We start from the raw sequence: 17,162 nt of genomic DNA on the forward strand, positions 1-17,162 counted from the left end.
CAGTGCCTCGCCGATCTCTCTACGGAGCCGTCACCATGGGGCACTACAAGTCCAACCTCCGCGACATCGAGTTCAACCTCTTCGAAGTACTCGGCCGCGACAAGCTCTACGGCACCGGCCCGTTCGAGGAGATGGACACCGACACCGCCAAGAGCGTCCTCGAGGAGCTGACCCGCCTCGCCGAGAACGAGCTGGCCGAGTCCTTCGCCGACGCCGACCGCAACCCGCCGGTCTTCGACCCCGAGACGAACACCGCGCCGGTCCCGGCGTCGTTCAAGAAGAGCTACAAGGCCTTCATGGACTCCGAGTACTGGCGCCTGGGCCTGCCCGAGGAGATCGGCGGCACCACCGCCCCGCCGTCCCTGATCTGGTCCTACGCGGAGCTGATCCTCGGAGCGAACCCCGCGATCTGGATGTACTCCTCCGGCCCGGCGTTCGCCCGCATCCTCTTCGAGGAGGGCACCGAGGAGCAGAAGAAGTGGGCGCAGATCGCGGTCGACCGCACCTGGGGCTCCACCATGGTCCTCACCGAGCCCGACGCGGGCTCGGACGTGGGCGCCGGCCGCACCAAGGCGATCCAGCAGGAGGACGGCTCCTGGCACATCGAGGGCGTGAAGCGCTTCATCACCTCCGGTGAGCACGACATGGAGGAGAACATCCTCCACTACGTCCTCGCCCGCCCCGAGGGCGCCGGCCCCGGCACCAAGGGCCTGTCCCTCTTCCTCGTCCCGAAGTACCTGTTCGACGGGGAGACCGGCGAGCTGGGCGAGCGCAACGGCGTCTACGCCACCAACGTCGAGCACAAGATGGGCCTGAAGGCCTCCAACACGTGCGAGATGACCTTCGGCGACCGCCACCCCGCCAAGGGCTGGCTGATCGGCGACAAGCACGACGGCATCCGCCAGATGTTCCGCATCATCGAGTTCGCCCGCATGATGGTCGGCACGAAGGCGATCTCCACGCTGTCCACCGGCTACCTCAACGCGCTCGAGTACGCCAAGGAGCGCGTCCAGGGTCCCGACCTCGCGCAGTTCATGGACAAGTCCGCGCCCAAGGTCACCATCACCCACCACCCCGATGTGCGCCGCTCGCTGATGACGCAGAAGGCGTACGCGGAGGGCATGCGCGCCCTCGTCCTCTACACGGCGTCGGTGCAGGACGCCATCGCCGTCAAGGAGGCGAACGGCGAGGAGGCCTCGGCGGAGCACGCGCTGAACGACCTCCTGCTCCCGATCGTCAAGGGCTACGGCTCCGAGAAGGGCTACGAGCAGCTCGCCCAGTCCCTGCAAACCTTCGGCGGCTCCGGCTTCCTGCAGGAGTACCCGATCGAGCAGTACATCCGCGACGCCAAGATCGACACCCTGTACGAGGGCACCACCGCGATCCAGGGCCAGGACTTCTTCTTCCGGAAGATCGTCCGCAACCAGGGCGCCGCCCTCAACGGCCTCGCCGAGGACATCAAGAAGTTCCTGGCGCTCGGCACCGGCGGCGAGGAACTGGCCGGCGCCCGCGAGCACCTCGCGAAGGCCGCGGTCGAGCTGGAGGCGATCGTCGGCCTGCTGCTGACCGACCTCGCCGCCACCGAGCAGGACGTCAAGAACATCTACAAGGTGGGCCTGAACACCACCCGCCTGCTGCTCGCCTCCGGCGACGTGATCGTCGGCTACCTGCTGCTCAAGGGCGCCGCCGTGGCCGCCGAGAAGCTGGAGACGGCCTCCGCCAAGGACAAGTCGTTCTACACGGGCAAGATCGCGGCGGCGAAGTTCTTCGCGGCCAACGTCCTGCCCGGCGTCACCCTGGCCCGCAAGATCTCGGAGAACGTCGACCTCGACCTGATGGAGCTGGACGAGGCCGCCTTCTAGGAGCCTGCCGAGACCGCCTTCCACCGGGCCGCGTCTCTCCTGCGTCCAACCGCCCGCGCGGGCCCGCTTCCCCTTGCCGGGAGCGGGCCCGCGCACGTCGTTAAGGTAAACGTCATGAGCGCACCGTCCCGCTTCGACCGCGGCCACACCGACGACCTGATGTCCTTCCTGGCGGCCAGCCCCTCGCCGTACCACGCCGTCGCGAACGCCGCCGAGCGGCTGGAGAAGGCCGGCTTCCACCAGGTCGCCGAGACGGACGCCTGGGACGGCGGCACCGGCGGCAAGTACGTCCTGCGCGGCGGGGCCCTCGTGGCCTGGTACGTCCCCGAGGGCGCGGCCCCGCACACCCCGCACCGCATCATCGGCGCCCACACCGACTCCCCGAACCTGCGGGCCAAGCCCCAGCCGGACAGCGGCGCGCACGGCTGGCGCCAGATGGCCGTGGAGATCTACGGCGGCCCACTGCTGAACTCCTGGCTCGACCGCGACCTGGGCCTCGCCGGCCGGCTCACCCTGCGCGACGGCTCCACGGTCCTGGTCAACGTGGACCGGCCGCTGCTGCGGATCCCCCAGCTCGCCGTCCACCTGGACCGCTCGGTGAACACCGACGGCCTCAAGCTCGACAAGCAGCGCCATCTGCAGCCCGTGTGGGGCGTGGGCGACGACGTGCGCGAGGGCGACCTGATCGCCTTCCTGGAGCACGAGGCCGGACTGCCCGCCGGCTCGGTGGCCGGCTGGGACATCATGGCCCACCCCGTGGAGGCACCCGCCTACCTCGGCCGCGACCGCGAACTGGTCGCCGGCCCCCGCATGGACAACCTGCTGTCGGTACACGCCGGTACGGCCGCCCTGGCCGCCGCCGCGACCTCGGGCGCGCCCCTCACCCACATCCCCGTCCTGGCCGCCTTCGACCACGAGGAGAACGGCTCCCAGTCCGACACCGGCGCGGACGGCCCGCTGCTCGGCACGGTGCTGGAGCGCTCCGTGTTCGCCCGCGGCGGCACCTACGAGGACCGGGCCCGCTCCTTCGCCGGCACCGTCTGCCTGTCCTCCGACACGGGCCACGCCATCCACCCCAACTACGCGGAACGGCACGACCCCACGCACCACCCGCGCGTCAACGGCGGCCCGATCCTCAAGGTCAACGTCAACAACCGCTACGCCACGGACGGTTGGGGCCGCGCCGTCTTCGCCGCCGCCTGCGAACGAGCGAACGTCCCCTTCCAGACCTTCGTCTCCAACAACTCCCTCCCCTGCGGCACCACCATCGGCCCCATCACCGCCGCCCGCCACGGCATCAAGACCGTCGACATCGGCGTCGCCATCCTCTCCATGCACAGCGTCCGCGAACTCTGCGGCGCCGACGACCCGTTCCACCTGGCGAACGCACTGGTGGCATTCCTGGAGGGGTGACCAGGGCTCCGAAGGGGGCGCCCCGCGCCCCCCGAAGGGGCGCCGGGCCGCATCGACAGACGGCTCCGCCGCGCGGGCGCACACTCGTGCGCTGCTCGACGACGGCTGCTCACAACCCCCGTGACGATCGCGCCGGAACGGGGAAGCAGCAACGGTATGAGATTCCTCGTACGCGACCGGCTCCTCGGCATCGGTGACGACTACTGGATCGAGGACGAGCACGGCCGGAAGGTCTTCCTCGTCGACGGCAAGGCGATGCGGCTGCGGGACACCTTCGAGCTGAAGGACGCGCACGGACGCGTCCTCATCGACATCCACCAGAAGATGTTCGCCCTGCGCGACACGATGGTGATCGAGCGGGACGGCGAGGGCCTCGCCACCATCAAGCGCAAACGGCTGTCCCTGCTGCGCAACCACTACCGGGTGTCACTGGCGGACGGCACCGAGCTGGACGTCAGCGGCAAGATCCTCGACCGCGAGTTCGCCGTGGAGTACGACGGCGAACTCCTCGCGGTGATCTCCCGCCGGTGGCTGACCCTCCGGGAGACGTACGGCGTCGACGTCGTACGGGAGGACGCGGACCCGACGCTGCTCATCGCGGTGGCGGTGTGCGTGATCCACCTGGCGGAGAAGGAGCGGGAGGAGGCCTAGAGGGGCCTAGAGGATCAGCGAAGGACTACGCCCGGCGTCGCGGAGGCTGGAGGCCGAGCATCCGGTCCTTCAGGGCCGGGAACTGCTCGCGAATGGCCGCCACCCGTGCCGGGTCGAAGTCCACCGTGAGGACCTCCTCGCCGGAGCCGGCCTCGGCGAGGACCTCGCCCCAGGGATCCACCACGATCGAGTGACCGGCCTGCGGAACTCCGGCGTGCGTCCCGGCCGTTCCACAGGCGAGCACGAACGCCTGGTTCTCCACCGCCCGCGCCTGAGCCAGCAGCGTCCAGTGCGCGCGTCGCCGCTCGGGCCAGCCCGCCGGGATCACCAGCGTCTCGGCGCCGGCGTCGACCAGTCCGCGGAAGAGTTCGGGGAAACGGAGGTCGTAGCAGGTGGCCACGCCGAGCGTGGTCCCGGGCAGACGGACCGTCACCAGGTCCTGGCCGGCGCTCATCAGCACGGCCTCGCCCTTGTCGAAGCCGAAGCGGTGGATCTTGCGGTAGGCCGCGGCCAGCTCACCGGAGGGGGAGAAGATGAGGGAGGTGTTGTAGAGGGGCCCGTCGCCCGCGGCGGAGCCGCTCTCGGAGGCAGCGCGCTCCGGTACGGAGCCGGCGTGCAGCCACACGCCCGCGTCGCTCGCCGCCTTGGCCATCACTTCGTACGTGGGACCGTCCAGCGGTTCGGCCTCGGCGGCGAACTCTTCGTACGCGAACGCGCCGGTCGTCCACAGTTCGGGAAGAACCACCAGGTCGGAGCCGTTTTGCTCGCGAATCAGAGAGGCCACTCGCTGCCGCCGTTCGGCCACCGATTCGCCTTCGGCAACGGCAATCTGGAGGAGCGAAGCGCGCACACTACCACCGTCCTGGCATTCGAGTCGTCCACACGGGCCTACGATCGTCACACGAAAGCACTGCCGGGGTGCCTCAGAGCAGCGTAACTTAGCGGGTCGAGACACCCGCCGAGTGCAGCCACCTCCCGCTGGCACAGCCGCCACAACCTGCCCGTGTACCGACCGCCGAGGGGTCCCGTTCCGTGAGTCTGCATCCCACCCTCCAGCCCTACGCCGATGCCTGGACCCACTCGATCGAGGCGATATCCGAAATGGTCCAGTCGCTCGTCGAGGGCGAGTGGAACCGGCGCACCCCGTGCCCCGGCTGGTCGGTGCGGGACGTCGTCTCGCACGTGATCGGCCTGGACTCCGAGATGCTCGGCGACCCGCGGCCCATCCACAGCCTGCCCCGTGATCTCTTCCACGTCACCAACGACCACCAGCGCTACATGGAGATGCAGGTCGACGTCCGCCGCCACCACACGGCGCCGGAGATGACGTCCGAGCTGGAGTACACGGTCATCCGCCGCAACCGCCAGCTGCGCAACGAGACCCGCGAGCCGGGCACCTTGGTGCGCGGCCCGCTGGGCACCGAGGTCACGCTGGAGCAGGCGATGCGCGCCCGTGCCTTCGACGTCTGGATCCACGAGCAGGACCTGCGCACGGCCCTCGGACTCCCCGGCAACCTCGATTCGCCGGGCGCGTACATCGTCCGTGACGTGCTGCTGGAGGCCCTGCCCAAGGTCGTCGCCAAGGACGCGAACGCGCCGCGCAGCTCGGCGATCGTCTTCGACGTGCACGGCCCGGTCGAGTTCCTGCGCACGATCCGCGTCGACATCCAGGGCCGCGGCACCCTCGAGACCGCCCCCGCCCTCGGCCCCGCCGCCACCCTCTCCCTCGACTGGGAGACCTTCTTCCGTCTGGCCTGCGGCCGCGTGACCCCGGAGGCGGTGGCGGACCGCATCAAGACGGAGGGCGACCCGGACCTGACGGCGGCCATCCTGAGGAACTTCGTGATCACTCCGTGAGGAGTGAGCCGGCGCGGGCTGCAGGCGGGCGCCGCGCGGTACTAAATTGCCGTGCAGCCCACCGGCCGGGTCGCTAGCGTCCCGGCATGACCACGGACACGACACAAGGCACGACTCAGGGCACGACGCAGGACACCGCGCGGGCCGCAGCGCACGGCGCGTCCCCGTCCCCGTCCTCCTTGCCGCGGCTTCCCCGACTCACCTTCCACGGCCCCCTCTCCGAGGCTCGCGCGGCCGGGATGGTGGGGCGCCTCGCCGGGAACGGGCCCCGCACCGTGCTGGACATCGGCTGCGGCTGGGGCGAGTTGCTGCTCCGTGTGCTGGAGGCAGTACCGGAGGCCCGCGGGGTGGGGATCGACCTCAACGGTGAGGATCTGGCGCGGGGCCGGCGAGGCGCCGAGGCGCGCGGGCTGGCCGGGAGGGTGGAGTTCGTCGAGGAGTCCGCCGTGGGGAACGGGCGCGGCCCTGCCGACCTGGTGCTGTGCCTGGGTGCGACGCATGCGCTGAGCACGGCCCAGCCGCCCACCGTGGAGGCGCTGCGCGCGCTGCGGCGCCTGGTGGCGGACGGCGGCCGGGTTCTGGTCGGCGAGGGCTTCTGGGAGCGGACGCCCACCGAGGCCGAGCTGTCCGGCATGTGGCCGGGCGCCTCCGCCGGCGACCACTACTCCCTCGGCACTCTCCTCGACCTCGCCGTCGAGGCCGACTTCCGCCCCGAGTGGACGGAGACGGCGAGCCTCGCGGAATGGGAGGAATTCGAGTCGGCCTACCAGGCCGACCTGGAAGTCTGGCTCGCCACCCACCCGAACCACCCCGAGGCCCCCGAAACCCGCACCCGCCTCGACCGCCACCGCTCCCAGTGGCTCTCCTACCGAGGAATCCTCGGCATCACCTATCTGACCCTCGTACCGACGACCACCTGACCACCGACGACCACCTGACCGCCAAGGCCCCCGCAGCCCGCAGCCCGCAGCCCGCAGCCCGCAGCCCGCAGCCCGCAGCCGCAAACGGCGCTCAGCCACGGACGGCGCTCAGCCACGGACGGGCCGGGTGGGTGGACAACGGTTCACACGGGCACGTGCACCGTCTCCACCCGGCTCACCACCAGCCTCTCCCGCTCCCTGCGCGCCGCCTTCCCCCGCAACCGCAGAATCTGGCTCACCCCCAGCGCCTGCAGCACGAACACCGCCGAGAACGCCACCGCGTACTCGTCCCCGGTGGCATCCAGCAGCACCCCGATCGCGAACAGCGTCGTCATCGAGGCGACGAACCCGCCCATGTTGGTGATCCCGGATGCCGTCCCCTGCCGCTCGGGCGGGTTGGCCGGCCGGGCGAAGTCGAAGCCGAGCATCGACGCCGGGCCACAGGCACCGAGCACGGCGCACAGCACCACGAGCAGCCACATGGGCGCCCGCTCGCCGGGCCACGCGAGCGTGAGCGCCCACATGATCGCGGTCGCCGCGACCGTCCCGAGCGCGAGCGGCAGCCTGGCCGCCTGGTGCCGGGCGACGATCTGGCCGTAGACCAGGCCTATGACCATGTTGGAGAGGACGACGAGGGTCAGCAGCGCGCCGGCCGTGGCCCGGCTGAGCCCCTGCGCCTGGACCAGGAACGGCAGCCCCCACAGCAGCAGGAACACCATCGCCGGGAACTGCGTGGTGAAGTGCACCCACAGCCCGAGCCGGGTCCCGGGCTCCCGCCAGGCCTCCGCGATCTGCCGGCGGACGTAGGCCGCGCCCTGGTGCGGGGACGGCTCCGGCTCGTGCCCCTCGGGGTGGTCCTTCAGGAACAGCAGGGTCAGGACCAGGACGACCGCACCGGCCAGCGCGCTGCCCGCGAACGTCGGGGTCCAGCCGAGGCCGTGCAGCAGCCGGGCGAGGACGAGGGTGGAGACGAGGTTGCCCGCCATGCCGACCAGGCCCGCGAGCTGTGCGACCAGCGGTCCGCGCCGGGCCGGGAACCAGCGCGTGCCCAGTCGCAGCACGCTGATGAAGGTCATCGCGTCGCCGCAGCCCAGCAGTGCGCGCGAGGCGAGCGCCATGCTGTAGGTGGGGGAGAAGGCGAAGCCCAGCTGGCCGGCGGTGAACAGCACCGCGCCGATGCTCAGCACCTTCTTCGTGCCGAGCCGGTCGACCAGCAGGCCCACGGGTATCTGCATGCCGGAGTAGACCAGCAGCTGGAGGATCGAGAAGGTCGACAGGGCGGAGGCGCCCACATGGAAACGGTCGGCCGCGTCCAGGCCCGCCACGCCCAGGGACGTACGGAAGATGACGGCGACGAAGTAGACGGCGGCGCCGACGGACCACATGACGGCGGCGCGACGGCCGCCCGGCGGATCACCCGGAAGGGTGGCGTTCCTTGCCGGACCGCTCATCGCACCTCACCCCGTGCGAGGTGCGAGAACCAGCCCACGTGCCGGTGCACGACCCCGACGGCCGCCTCCGCGTCCCCGGCGCGCAGCGCTTGAAGGATCTCCTCGTGCTCGGCGAGCGTCTTGGCGATCCGGTCGGGGTGGGAGTGCATGACGGCGACGCCCATCCGCAGCTGGCGGTCGCGCAGCTGGTCGTACAGGCGCGACAGGATCTCGTTGCCTCCGCTGCGCACGATCTCGGCGTGGAAGCAGCGGTCGGTGACGGCCGCGGCGGCGAAGTCACCGACGGCCGCCTGCGCCTTCTGCTGTGCGAGCAGCTCGGTCAGCCGCTCCAGCAGCCACTGCGGCGCGGGTACGGCCTTGCGGGCCGCGTGCTCCTCGACCAGCAGCCGGGTCTCCACGACGTCGGCGATCTCCTGCGCGGAGACCGGCAGGACCAGGGCGCCCTTCTTCGGGTAGAGCCTGATCAGGCCCTCGACCTCCAGGCGCAGCAGGGCCTCCCGGACAGGCGTGCGCGACACCCCCACGGCCTCGGCCAGCTCCCCCTCGGTCAGCAGGGTGCCGCCTTCGTAGCGGCGGTCGAGCACTCCCTGCTTGACGTGGCTGTAGACGCGGTCGGCGGCGGGTGGCTGCTTGGTGGCCGTTTGCATGGCCACAGGATAGATACAACACGTACGCATGCGGGAGGGGGGTCCAGCATGCGGAACGAAACCAGCCACTGGGCAATCGGATCCGGTCACCGGACCAGCAGAAACCGCCCCTCTGAGCGAATGGCCGAAAATTCCCCGCCGCAACCGCGCAACCATCTGTGCTACTTACGTGTCACACACGTGCGGCCCCACTTCCCTTCGCCTCCGTTCGCCTCTAACTCGGCCGCGCATCAGGGGCATTCGACGCAATCGGGGTATTTGAGTTGAAAACCGCCACCAAGAGCTTCCGTGTCCGCAGAGCCGCAGCCGTCGCCCTGACGACCGGCGCAGTGCTCGCCACCGGAGCTCTCACCGCGGCACCCGCGCAGGCGCTCACGACGCCCACCATCACCGCCAAGAGCGGGTACCTGATGAACAGCGCAACCGGCACGACGCTCTTCAAGAAGTACGAGAACACCCACCGGCTCACCGCCTCCACCACCAAGATCATGACCGCGAAGGTCGTGCTCGCGCAGTCGAACCTGAACCTGGACGCCAAGGTCACGATCAAGAAGGCGTACAGCGACTACATCGTCTCCAAGGGCGCCTCGTCGGCCCACCTGATCGTCGGTGACAAGGTCACTGTCCGTCAGCTGCTGTACGGGATGATGCTGCCGTCCGGCTGCGACGCCGCGATGGCCCTCGCCGACAAGTACGGCTCCGGAACAACGGTCAGCGCGCGCGTGAAGTCGTTCATCTCGAAGATGAACACGACGGCCAAGAACCTCGGCATGACGAACACGCACTTCGACTCGTTCGACGGCATCAGCAACGGCTCCAACTACTCGTCGGTGAAGGACCTGACGCTGCTCAGCCGCAGCGCGATGAAGAGCACCACGTTCAAGTCCGTCGTGAAGACCAAGTCGTACACGGCGAAGACGATCACGGCCTCCGGCTCCACGCGCACGATGGGGACGTGGACCAACACCAACACCCTGCTCGGCTGGAACGGTGTGCTCGGCGTCAAGACCGGCTCCGGCACCGACGCCAAGTACTGCCTCGTCTTCGCCGCCACGCTGAACGGCAAGTCGGTCATGGGCGCCGTCATGACCGCACCCACGGCGACCGACCGCACGTCGGACGTGAAGAAGCTCGTCAGCTACGGCTACGCCAGGATCAGCTGACACCACCCGCGCAGTACGGGCCCGTCGCACGGAACCACCGGCGGCGGGCCCTTCGCATGCCCGGCGGCACAGGGTGACCCCGACATGGACACACAGGGGGGCGGCGCCGAGCCGTGGGAGACGGCCGCCGCGCTGGTGCGTGCCACGCGGCACGGGGACGCGCTCGCCCTGGACGAGCTGCTCACGCTCGTGACGCCGTACGTGACCCGGCTGTGCCGGCCGATCGCAGCCACCGAAGTGGCCGCCGCCGTACAGGAGTCACTGGTGGCGGTCTTCAAGGGGATGCGCGCACTGCGCGATCCGCTCGCCTTCTACGGCTGGGTGCCCACCGTCACCGTGCGCGAGGCGGTGCGGGTAGCCACGCGGACGGCCGTCGAGGAGCCCGCCGACCCCGCCGACCTGGCCCGCCGTCGGCGGACTGCGAACTGCCCATCGACGTCCGGGACGTCCTCGCCCGGCTGCCGGTACGGCACCGTGCGGTCCTGGTCCTGCGCGAGCTGTACTCGGCGACGTGCATCTGAGTCCCCCTGATGTCCAGCAGGCGGTGCTCCGCGCGTATGTCCCCGGGCATCGGCCGCTTGGACACGACCACAGTGTGCGATGCCACCCCATGACCCCTCTCGGGCCGGTGCGGCCCCCCGTCGGGCCCGCATCGCCAGGCCAGGAGGAGACCGCGCCCCGAAAGGTTCCATCGGACGGTCTGACTGACCGGCCAACGCCCGCTGTACACGCGGCGGTTGGTCCGAGGTGGCGGAATCCGCGATCTTCCCCCGCAATCATGAATAACTCGGGTTTCAGCTGGCATATTCAATTTTCTTCGCCCTACGTTCTGCGGCGGAGGTGGTTCACATGAACGAACCCAGCAAGCGGCCCGACGCGGGCCGACGGCACGAGGCGATCGACATCAGCGACTTCGTGTACGCGGCGACGGGAGCCCGGGTACGACGGCTGACCATGCCGGACGGGGCACACTGGTTCCCGGCGGTGGATGTGTGCAAGCAACTCGGCCACAGCAACTCTCGGCAAGCACTGGCCGATCACGTCCCGGAAGTCCACCGAGAGATTCTCGAGACCGTAACTGGAGCTTACGGTCTGAGCATTCCCGCAGGTAGAGAGTGGCGCCGAGACCTGAATGTCATCTCGCTCCAAGGCCTCATCCTCCTCGTCAACGCCTGCACCAAGCCCGCCTGCGCCCCCTTCAAACAGTGGGCCGCCGAGGTCATCGAGACCGTGCAGCGGGAGGGTTCCTACGCCCTCGAAGAGGCCGAGGTGCAGCCGGCCGACCCGGGCGCCCCCATCTCCTACGCCATGCCGGAGCAGGTCGCCGAGGCGATCGTCCGGCTCGAGGCGCACAACCTTCAGCTGGACGAGGAGCTCGCCAACGGGCAGCGCGAATCCGTCGATCTACGGCGGGAGATGCTGGAGATCCAGAGGGAGGCGCTGGCCACGCAGAAGGCCACACTCGCCGTGCAGCAAGCCATGGTCCGGGCGATGGAACGCATCGCGGACCGGCTTGACGCTCGCGTCCTCGAACGTCGGTCGCCCGGCGGCCACTTCGCGCTGCTGCCCACCACGGAGTCCGTACTGGCCGACTGGCGGCAGCGGCTGTCCGTGACCGAGGACGTGTGGACGGTGGCCGTGGTGATCGCTCCCGTGCTCGTCGAGCAGGGTGAGCTGTGCGTGCCGCTCGAATCGATCGCGGCCCGCACGGGTCTCTCCGTACGCCGCGTCGACGAGTGTCTGCGTCTGCTGCGCAAGCACGCCTGCATCCGCTCGCGGGGCGGGGCGGAGGACGGGGCGCCGGTGTATGTGCTCGACCAGCGCTGAGCGGGCCTGAGAGCGGGAACGACAGAGGGGGCGGCCGCAAAACGAAGTTGCGGCCGCCCCCTCTGAGCCTGAGAGGCTACCAACTGACGGGCGTCACGCCCAGGAAATCAGCCGCTTCGGCTGTTCCAGGATCGCCGCCACGTCCGCGAGGACCTTGGAGCCCAGCTCGCCGTCGACCAGGCGGTGGTCGAAGCTGAGGGCCAGGGTGGTGACCTGGCGGGGCTTGACCTTGCCCTTGTGGACCCACGGCTGGAGCTTGATCGCGCCGACCGCGAGGATCGCGGACTCGCCGGGGTTGAGGATCGGCGTACCGGTGTCGACGCCGAAGACGCCGACGTTGGTGATGGTGACCGTGCCGCCCTGCATGGCGGCGGGGGACGTCTTGCCGTCACGGGCCGTCGTCACCAGTTCGCCCAGCGCCTCGGACAGCTGCGGGAGCGTCCTGGCGTGGGCGTCCTTGATGTTCGGGACGATCAGACCGCGCGGGGTGGCGGCGGCGATGCCCAGGTTGACGTAGTGCTTGAGCACGATCTCCTGGTTGGCCTCGTCCCACGACGCGTTGATGTCCGGGTTGCGCTTGATGGCGACCAGGAGGGCCTTGGCGACCAGCAGGAGCGGGTTGACGCGCAGGCCCTGGAACTCCTTGTCCTGCTTGAGCTCCTCGACCAGCTTCATCGTGCGGGTCACGTCCACCGTCACGAACTCCGTGACATGCGGCGCCGTGAACGCGGAGCCGATCATGGCCTGCGCGGTGGCCTTGCGGACGCCCTTGACCGGGATCCGGGTCTCGCGCGCGCCGTCGTACGACGTGACGGCGGGTGCGGGAGCCGGGACGGCGGCAGGTGCGGCGACCGGTGCGGCGACCGGGATCTGCACGACCGGCTCGGCCGCCTGGGGTGCGGCCGCCGCGTGGACGTCCTCACGGGTGATGATCCCGTCCGGGCCGGACGGCACGATCACGGCGAGGTCGACGCCGAGGTCCTTCGCCAGCTTGCGCACCGGCGGCTTGGCCAGCGGGCGGGGCTGGGCGGGGACCGTCGCGGCACCGTGCCCGTTCAGCTCGGCCTGGAGCGCCTGCGCGGCCGGCGGGACCGTGACCTCGGGGCCCTTGCGGGGGCGGCGCTTGGTGGAGGAGGCGGCCACGCCGTAGCCGACCAGGACCGGCTGACGCCCCTGCGGCTCGGCCTCGGGCTCCTCGGCGGGCGCCGACGGCACGGCGGCAGCGGCGGGCGCCTGGGCCGGAGCACCACCCGCGACGTCCACGGCGATGATCGCCGTGCCCACGTCCACCGTGGTGCCCTCGGGGAAGCGCAGCTCGCGGACCACGCCGTCGTAGGGGATGGGGAGTTCGACAGCCGCCTTGGCGGTCTCGACCTCGCACACCACCTGGCCGTCGGTGACCGTGTCACCCGGCTGGACGTACCACTTGAGGATCTCGGCCTCGGTGAGTCCCTCGCCCACGTCGGGCATCTTGAACTCGCGTACGGAAGTTTCCGTCATCGTCGTCACGAACCCTCTCCTCAGTACGCCAGGGCACGGTCGACGGCGTCGAGCACCCGGTCCAGGCTCGGCAGGTACTCCTCCTCCAGGCGCGCCGGCGGGTACGGGGCGTGGTAGCCGCCGACCCGGAGCACCGGGGCCTCCAGGTGGTAGAAGCAGCGCTCCGTGATCCGGGCGGCGATCTCCGCGCCGGAGCCGAAGAACACCGGTGCCTCGTGGACCACGACCAGGCGGCGGGTCTTCTCGACCGAGGCCTGGACGGTGTCGAAGTCCAGCGGGCTGACCGAGCGCAGGTCCAGGACCTCCAGGGACTTGCCCTCCTCGGCGGCCGCGGCGGCGACCTCCTGGCAGAGCTTCACCATCGGGCCGTAGGCGACGAGCGTGAGGTCCGTGCCCTCGCGGACGACCTGGGCCTTGTGCAGCGGGCCGGGGATGGCCTCCGCGTCGACCTCGCCCTTGTCCCAGTAGCGGCGCTTGGGCTCGAAGTAGATCACCGGGTCGTCGCTCTGGATGGCCTGCTGCATCATCCAGTAGGCGTCCGACGGGTTGGAGGGGCTGACGATCTTCAGGCCCGCCACGTGCGCGAACAGCGCCTCCGGGGACTCGGAGTGGTGCTCGACCGCGCCGATGCCGCCGCCGTAGGGGATGCGGATGACGACCGGCAGTTTCACCGTGCCGAGCGAGCGGGCGTGCATCTTCGCCAGCTGGGTGACGATCTGGTCGTACGCGGGGAAGACGAAGCCGTCGAACTGGATCTCCACCACCGGGCGGTAGCCGCGCAGGGCGAGGCCGATCGCGGTGCCGACGATGCCGGACTCCGCGAGCGGGGTGTCGATGACGCGGCTCTCGCCGAAGTCCTTCTGGAGGCCGTCGGTGACGCGGAAGACACCGCCGAGCTTGCCGACGTCCTCGCCCATGATGAGGACCTTGGGGTCCGTCTCCAGGGCGCGGCGCAGCGACTCGTTGATCGCCTTGGCCAGGGCCATCTTCTCGGCCATCTCAGTGACCCCCCTCTGCATCGGCGAACGACGCCTGGTAGGCGGCGAACTGGGCTCGCTCCTCGTCGACGAGCGCGTGCCCGTCCGCGTACGCGTTCTCGAAGATGGCGAATCGGTCCGGGTCCTGCATGGCGCGGACTCCTTCGCGCACTCGTCTGCCGAACGTCTCGGACTCGGCCTCGAGTTCCGCAAAGAATCCCTCGTCCGCGTGGTTCGAGGCTTCCAGGTACCGGCGGAGCCGCAGGATCGGGTCCTTCGCCTCCCAGGCCAGACGCTCCTCGTCGCCGCGGTAGCGGGTGGGGTCGTCGGAGGTGGTGTGGGCGCCCATGCGGTAGGTGAACGCCTCGACCAGGGTGGGGCCCTCGCCGGCCCGGGCGCGCTCCAGCGCCCAGCGGGTGACCGCGAGGCAGGCCAGCACGTCGTTGCCGTCCACGCGCACGCCCGGGAAGCCGTAGCCCTGCGCGCGCTGGTAGAGCGGCACGCGGGTCTGCTTCTCGGTCGGCTCGGAGATCGCCCACTGGTTGTTCTGGCAGAAGAACACCACGGGGGCGTTGTAGACCGCGGCGAAGGTGAACGCCTCGGCCACGTCGCCCTGGCTGGAGGCGCCGTCGCCGAAGTAGGCGATGACGCCCGCGTCGGCGCCGTCCTTGGCCACGCCCATGGCGTAGCCGGTGGCGTGCAGCGCCTGGGAGCCGATGACGATCGTGTAGAGGTGGAAGTTGTTGCTGTTGGGGTCCCAGCCGCCGTTGTTCACGCCGCGGAACATGCCCAGCAGGTTCGTCGGGTCGATGCCGCGGCACCAGGCGACGCCGTGCTCGCGATAGGTCGGGAAGACGTAGTCGTCCTCGCCGGTGGCCCGGCCGGAGCCGATCTGGGCGGCCTCCTGGCCGAGCAGCGACGGCCACAGGCCCAGCTCGCCCTGGCGCTGGAGGGCGATGGCCTCGGCGTCGAAGCGGCGGGTGAGCACCATGTCGCGGTACAGGCCGCGCAGCTCTTCGGGGGTGATCCCGGCGACGTAGGCGTCGTACTCCGGGTTCTTGACCCGCTCGCCCTCGGGCGTCAGAAGCTGCACGAGTTCGGGGTCGATGCTCTTCTTGGTGGTGCGGCTGGTGCGCTTGGCGCCGGTGGTGCCGGCCTTGCCTGCGGCGGTGCGTCGCGGCTTGCGCGCGGCACTGCTCTCCACGGTCACGTGTGCTCCTCCGTCGGTCCGGCCCCCGGGGTTGCCGGTAGGCCAGTGCGGCTCACCTGTTGTCGACCACCGGGCACGGGGTGGGTGCCACTCGGCCGGGAACAGGCGTGACAGGTGCCCCGGCGAGCGCCCTGCGACATTTACGTTACCCAGTGCTCCACATTTCTGTGAAACCCCACCTGACCTGCGTTTTTGCTTGGATTTCCAAGTAAATCACCGCGGCCTGGAGGATCGCTGGTCACAGCCTCGCAGGAGGCCGGAACAACGGCACGTTATCCCGGCCACCCCGGACACGGGAAGAGTCGTCGTGTGACTCCGACCTCACACGCGAAGAGGGAAAAGTCAGGGTATTCCCGGTCGGTCACCACGGCGGGACGGGCAACGGTGAAGCCGCTGAAAACGTCTCCGAAGTTATCCGCAGGATTTTCGAGCGTCGCTGCGGAGTTCATCCCGTGGCATGGCGTGACCGAAAGCGACTGTCGGCGACTGCCTGTGACAAGCCCCAGCTCACAGCCCTTTTTCGTGCCCTAGCATCGGCCGCGTGCCGCGCTTTCGTGTACCACCCCTCGTGCCCCACGCGCCCCCTCTGGGCGCCCTCCTGCCCCTGTACGCCGCCGGTACGGCGCTCGCCTGCGAGCCCGTCGACCAGGGACTGCTCAACCGCGGTTACCGGCTGCGCACCACCCGCGGCCGCTACTTCCTCAAGCACCACTTCGACCCCGACACCGCCGACCCGGCCGCCATCGAACGCCGGCACCGCGCCACCCAGCGCCTGGCCGACCTCGGCGTCCCGGTCGCCCCGCCGCTCGCGCACCGCGAGGGCCGCACCGTCGCCGTCGTCGGCGGCCACGCGTACGCCCTGCACCCGTGGATCGACGGCAGGCACCGCCACGGCGGCCAGCTCACCCGCGGCGAGAGCGCGCGCCTGGGGGCGCTCCTCGGCGCCGTGCACGCCTGCCTGGAGCGCGTGATGCCCCCGAAGGGGCGGACGCGCCCGGCGACGAGCCCGCACCCCGTGAAAAGCGCCGCCCCGGCCGACACCTGCGCCATCATCGACGAACTGCTCGCCCAGGTCCGCCGCCACCGCCCCGCCGACGCCTTCGACGAACTGGCCCGCCACCGGCTCCTGGAACGCCGCGCGCTCCTGGAGCAGCATGCCGACCGGCGCCCGCCCCGCGGCGGCTCGGTCGGCTGGGTGCACGGCGACTTCCACCCGTTCAACCTGCTCTACAAGGACGGCGCTCCCGCCGCCATCGTCGACTGGGACCGGCTCGGCGTGCAGCCCCGCGCCGAGGAGGCCGTACGCGCCGCCGCGATCTTCTTCGTACGGCCCGCGGGCACGCTGGACCTGCCGAAGGTACGGGCGTACGCGCGCGCGTACCGGCGCACGGCCCGGGCCACGCCCTCGGAGCTGGCGGCGGCCGTGCACCGGGTGTGGTGGGAGCGGCTGAACGACTTCTGGATGCTGCGCTGGCACTACGAACGCGGCGACACCCGCGCGGACTGCCAGTTCCCGGCCGCCTCGGCGCTCGCGGTGTGGTGGACGCGGGAGTACGACGCGGTGTGCGACGCGTTCGCGCAGTGAGCGGCCCGTCCGGTGATGCGTGCGATCAGACCGGCCGCCGAGCAAAGCGGCCACCCACGCGCGCGTGGGTGGCCGGTCCGCCGACGTCGCAGCGGCGCT

15 protein-coding genes are annotated in these 17,162 nt (G+C 70.5%); 9 read left to right on the forward strand and 6 right to left on the reverse strand.

The window, feature by feature from the left end; translation table 11 throughout:
• Window positions 1–35: 35 nt before the first annotated feature.
• The 3 genes from ACWD5D_RS06600 (at window position 36) to ACWD5D_RS06610 (ending at window position 3,926) form a co-directional block, all read left to right on the forward strand.
• Window positions 36–1,862 carry an acyl-CoA dehydrogenase gene (locus tag ACWD5D_RS06600; RefSeq protein WP_451371691.1) on the forward strand — a complete coding sequence of 609 codons (1,827 nt, stop codon included), beginning with the start codon at window positions 36–38 and terminating at the stop codon, window positions 1,860–1,862.
• Window positions 1,863–1,976: 114 nt separating this feature from the next.
• The gene (locus tag ACWD5D_RS06605; protein ID WP_451371692.1) at window positions 1,977–3,275 is read left to right on the forward strand and encodes a M18 family aminopeptidase; all 1,299 of its coding nucleotides are present in this window, start codon (window positions 1,977–1,979) and stop codon (window positions 3,273–3,275) included.
• Window positions 3,276–3,431: 156 nt separating this feature from the next.
• Window positions 3,432–3,926, forward strand: a complete 495-nt coding sequence (locus ACWD5D_RS06610; RefSeq protein ID WP_451371693.1) for an LURP-one-related/scramblase family protein — start codon at window positions 3,432–3,434, stop codon at window positions 3,924–3,926.
• A gap of 25 nt (window positions 3,927–3,951) precedes the next feature.
• Here ACWD5D_RS06610 and ACWD5D_RS06615 read toward each other — a convergent pair whose 3' ends face one another.
• Window positions 3,952–4,776 carry a carbon-nitrogen family hydrolase gene (locus tag ACWD5D_RS06615; protein WP_451371694.1) on the reverse strand — a complete coding sequence of 275 codons (825 nt, stop codon included), beginning with the start codon at window positions 4,774–4,776 and terminating at the stop codon, window positions 3,952–3,954.
• A 182-nt stretch (window positions 4,777–4,958) separates the two neighbouring features.
• Here ACWD5D_RS06615 and ACWD5D_RS06620 point away from each other — a divergent pair, with 182 nt between their 5' ends.
• Both ACWD5D_RS06620 and ACWD5D_RS06625 read left to right on the forward strand, forming a co-directional pair.
• Complete coding sequence (locus ACWD5D_RS06620) at window positions 4,959–5,783, forward strand: maleylpyruvate isomerase family mycothiol-dependent enzyme (RefSeq protein ID WP_451371695.1); 825 nt, start codon at window positions 4,959–4,961, stop codon at window positions 5,781–5,783.
• 86 nt (window positions 5,784–5,869) lie between these two features.
• Entirely contained in the window at window positions 5,870–6,703 is an 834-nt protein-coding gene (locus ACWD5D_RS06625; protein ID WP_451371696.1) for an SAM-dependent methyltransferase, read from the forward strand.
• Window positions 6,704–6,846: 143 nt separating this feature from the next.
• On the opposite strand, the gene ACWD5D_RS06630 is transcribed toward ACWD5D_RS06625, so the two are convergent.
• Together ACWD5D_RS06630 and ACWD5D_RS06635 are read right to left on the reverse strand one after the other, a co-directional pair.
• The gene (locus ACWD5D_RS06630; protein WP_451371697.1) at window positions 6,847–8,154 is read right to left on the reverse strand and encodes an MFS transporter; all 1,308 of its coding nucleotides are present in this window, start codon (window positions 8,152–8,154) and stop codon (window positions 6,847–6,849) included.
• On the reverse strand, window positions 8,151–8,801 hold the full coding sequence (locus ACWD5D_RS06635; protein ID WP_451371698.1) for a GntR family transcriptional regulator: 651 nt from the start codon (window positions 8,799–8,801) through the stop codon (window positions 8,151–8,153). The genes ACWD5D_RS06630 and ACWD5D_RS06635 overlap by 4 nt, the downstream gene beginning before the upstream one ends.
• 263 nt (window positions 8,802–9,064) lie before the next feature.
• On the opposite strand from ACWD5D_RS06635, the gene ACWD5D_RS06640 reads away from it, so the two are divergent.
• The 3 genes from ACWD5D_RS06640 to ACWD5D_RS06650 all read left to right on the forward strand — a co-directional run bounded on the left by ACWD5D_RS06640 (window position 9,065) and on the right by ACWD5D_RS06650 (window position 11,791).
• A complete protein-coding gene (locus ACWD5D_RS06640) occupies window positions 9,065–9,964 on the forward strand; it encodes a D-alanyl-D-alanine carboxypeptidase family protein (protein ID WP_451371699.1) in 900 nt (299 codons plus the stop codon).
• A gap of 84 nt (window positions 9,965–10,048) precedes the next feature.
• Entirely contained in the window at window positions 10,049–10,495 is a 447-nt protein-coding gene (locus ACWD5D_RS06645; RefSeq protein WP_451371700.1) for an RNA polymerase sigma factor, read from the forward strand.
• Window positions 10,496–10,813: 318 nt separating this feature from the next.
• Complete coding sequence (locus ACWD5D_RS06650) at window positions 10,814–11,791, forward strand: BRO-N domain-containing protein (RefSeq protein ID WP_451371701.1); 978 nt, start codon at window positions 10,814–10,816, stop codon at window positions 11,789–11,791.
• A 93-nt stretch (window positions 11,792–11,884) separates the two neighbouring features.
• Here the strand turns inward: ACWD5D_RS06650 and ACWD5D_RS06655 are convergent, their stop codons facing one another.
• From ACWD5D_RS06655 to pdhA, 3 genes are read right to left on the reverse strand one after another with little or no spacing between them, the layout of a single operon-like run.
• A complete protein-coding gene (locus ACWD5D_RS06655) occupies window positions 11,885–13,300 on the reverse strand; it encodes a dihydrolipoamide acetyltransferase family protein (RefSeq protein ID WP_451371702.1) in 1,416 nt (471 codons plus the stop codon).
• An 11-nt stretch (window positions 13,301–13,311) separates the two neighbouring features.
• On the reverse strand, window positions 13,312–14,289 hold the full coding sequence (locus ACWD5D_RS06660; RefSeq protein WP_451371703.1) for an alpha-ketoacid dehydrogenase subunit beta: 978 nt from the start codon (window positions 14,287–14,289) through the stop codon (window positions 13,312–13,314).
• Window position 14,290: 1 nt separating this feature from the next.
• Window positions 14,291–15,478: a pyruvate dehydrogenase (acetyl-transferring) E1 component subunit alpha gene (gene pdhA, locus ACWD5D_RS06665; protein ID WP_451371704.1), complete on the reverse strand. Its 1,188-nt coding sequence runs from the start codon at window positions 15,476–15,478 to the stop codon at window positions 14,291–14,293.
• 568 nt (window positions 15,479–16,046) lie between these two features.
• Between pdhA and ACWD5D_RS06670 the strand changes: the two genes are divergently transcribed.
• Window positions 16,047–17,063, forward strand: a complete 1,017-nt coding sequence (locus ACWD5D_RS06670) for a phosphotransferase (protein ID WP_451371968.1) — start codon at window positions 16,047–16,049, stop codon at window positions 17,061–17,063.
• Window positions 17,064–17,162 lie beyond the last annotated feature (99 nt).

The organism is Streptomyces sp. NPDC002520, assembly GCF_053595235.1.

Excerpts from the sequence above, each read along its gene's own strand:
- ACWD5D_RS06635 (WP_451371698.1), bottom strand. The coding sequence starts at position 8,801 with ATGCAAACGGCCACCAAGCAGCCACCCGCCGCCGACCGCGTCTACAGC.
- ACWD5D_RS06625 (WP_451371696.1), top strand. The coding sequence starts at position 5,870 with ATGACCACGGACACGACACAAGGCACGACTCAGGGCACGACGCAGGAC.
- ACWD5D_RS06605 (WP_451371692.1), top strand. The coding sequence starts at position 1,977 with ATGAGCGCACCGTCCCGCTTCGACCGCGGCCACACCGACGACCTGATG.
- ACWD5D_RS06630 (WP_451371697.1), bottom strand. The coding sequence starts at position 8,154 with ATGAGCGGTCCGGCAAGGAACGCCACCCTTCCGGGTGATCCGCCGGGC.
- ACWD5D_RS06650 (WP_451371701.1), top strand. The coding sequence starts at position 10,814 with ATGAACGAACCCAGCAAGCGGCCCGACGCGGGCCGACGGCACGAGGCG.
- ACWD5D_RS06610 (WP_451371693.1), top strand. The coding sequence starts at position 3,432 with ATGAGATTCCTCGTACGCGACCGGCTCCTCGGCATCGGTGACGACTAC.
- ACWD5D_RS06600 (WP_451371691.1), top strand. The coding sequence starts at position 36 with ATGGGGCACTACAAGTCCAACCTCCGCGACATCGAGTTCAACCTCTTC.
- ACWD5D_RS06660 (WP_451371703.1), bottom strand. The coding sequence starts at position 14,289 with ATGGCCGAGAAGATGGCCCTGGCCAAGGCGATCAACGAGTCGCTGCGC.
- ACWD5D_RS06645 (WP_451371700.1), top strand. The coding sequence starts at position 10,049 with ATGGACACACAGGGGGGCGGCGCCGAGCCGTGGGAGACGGCCGCCGCG.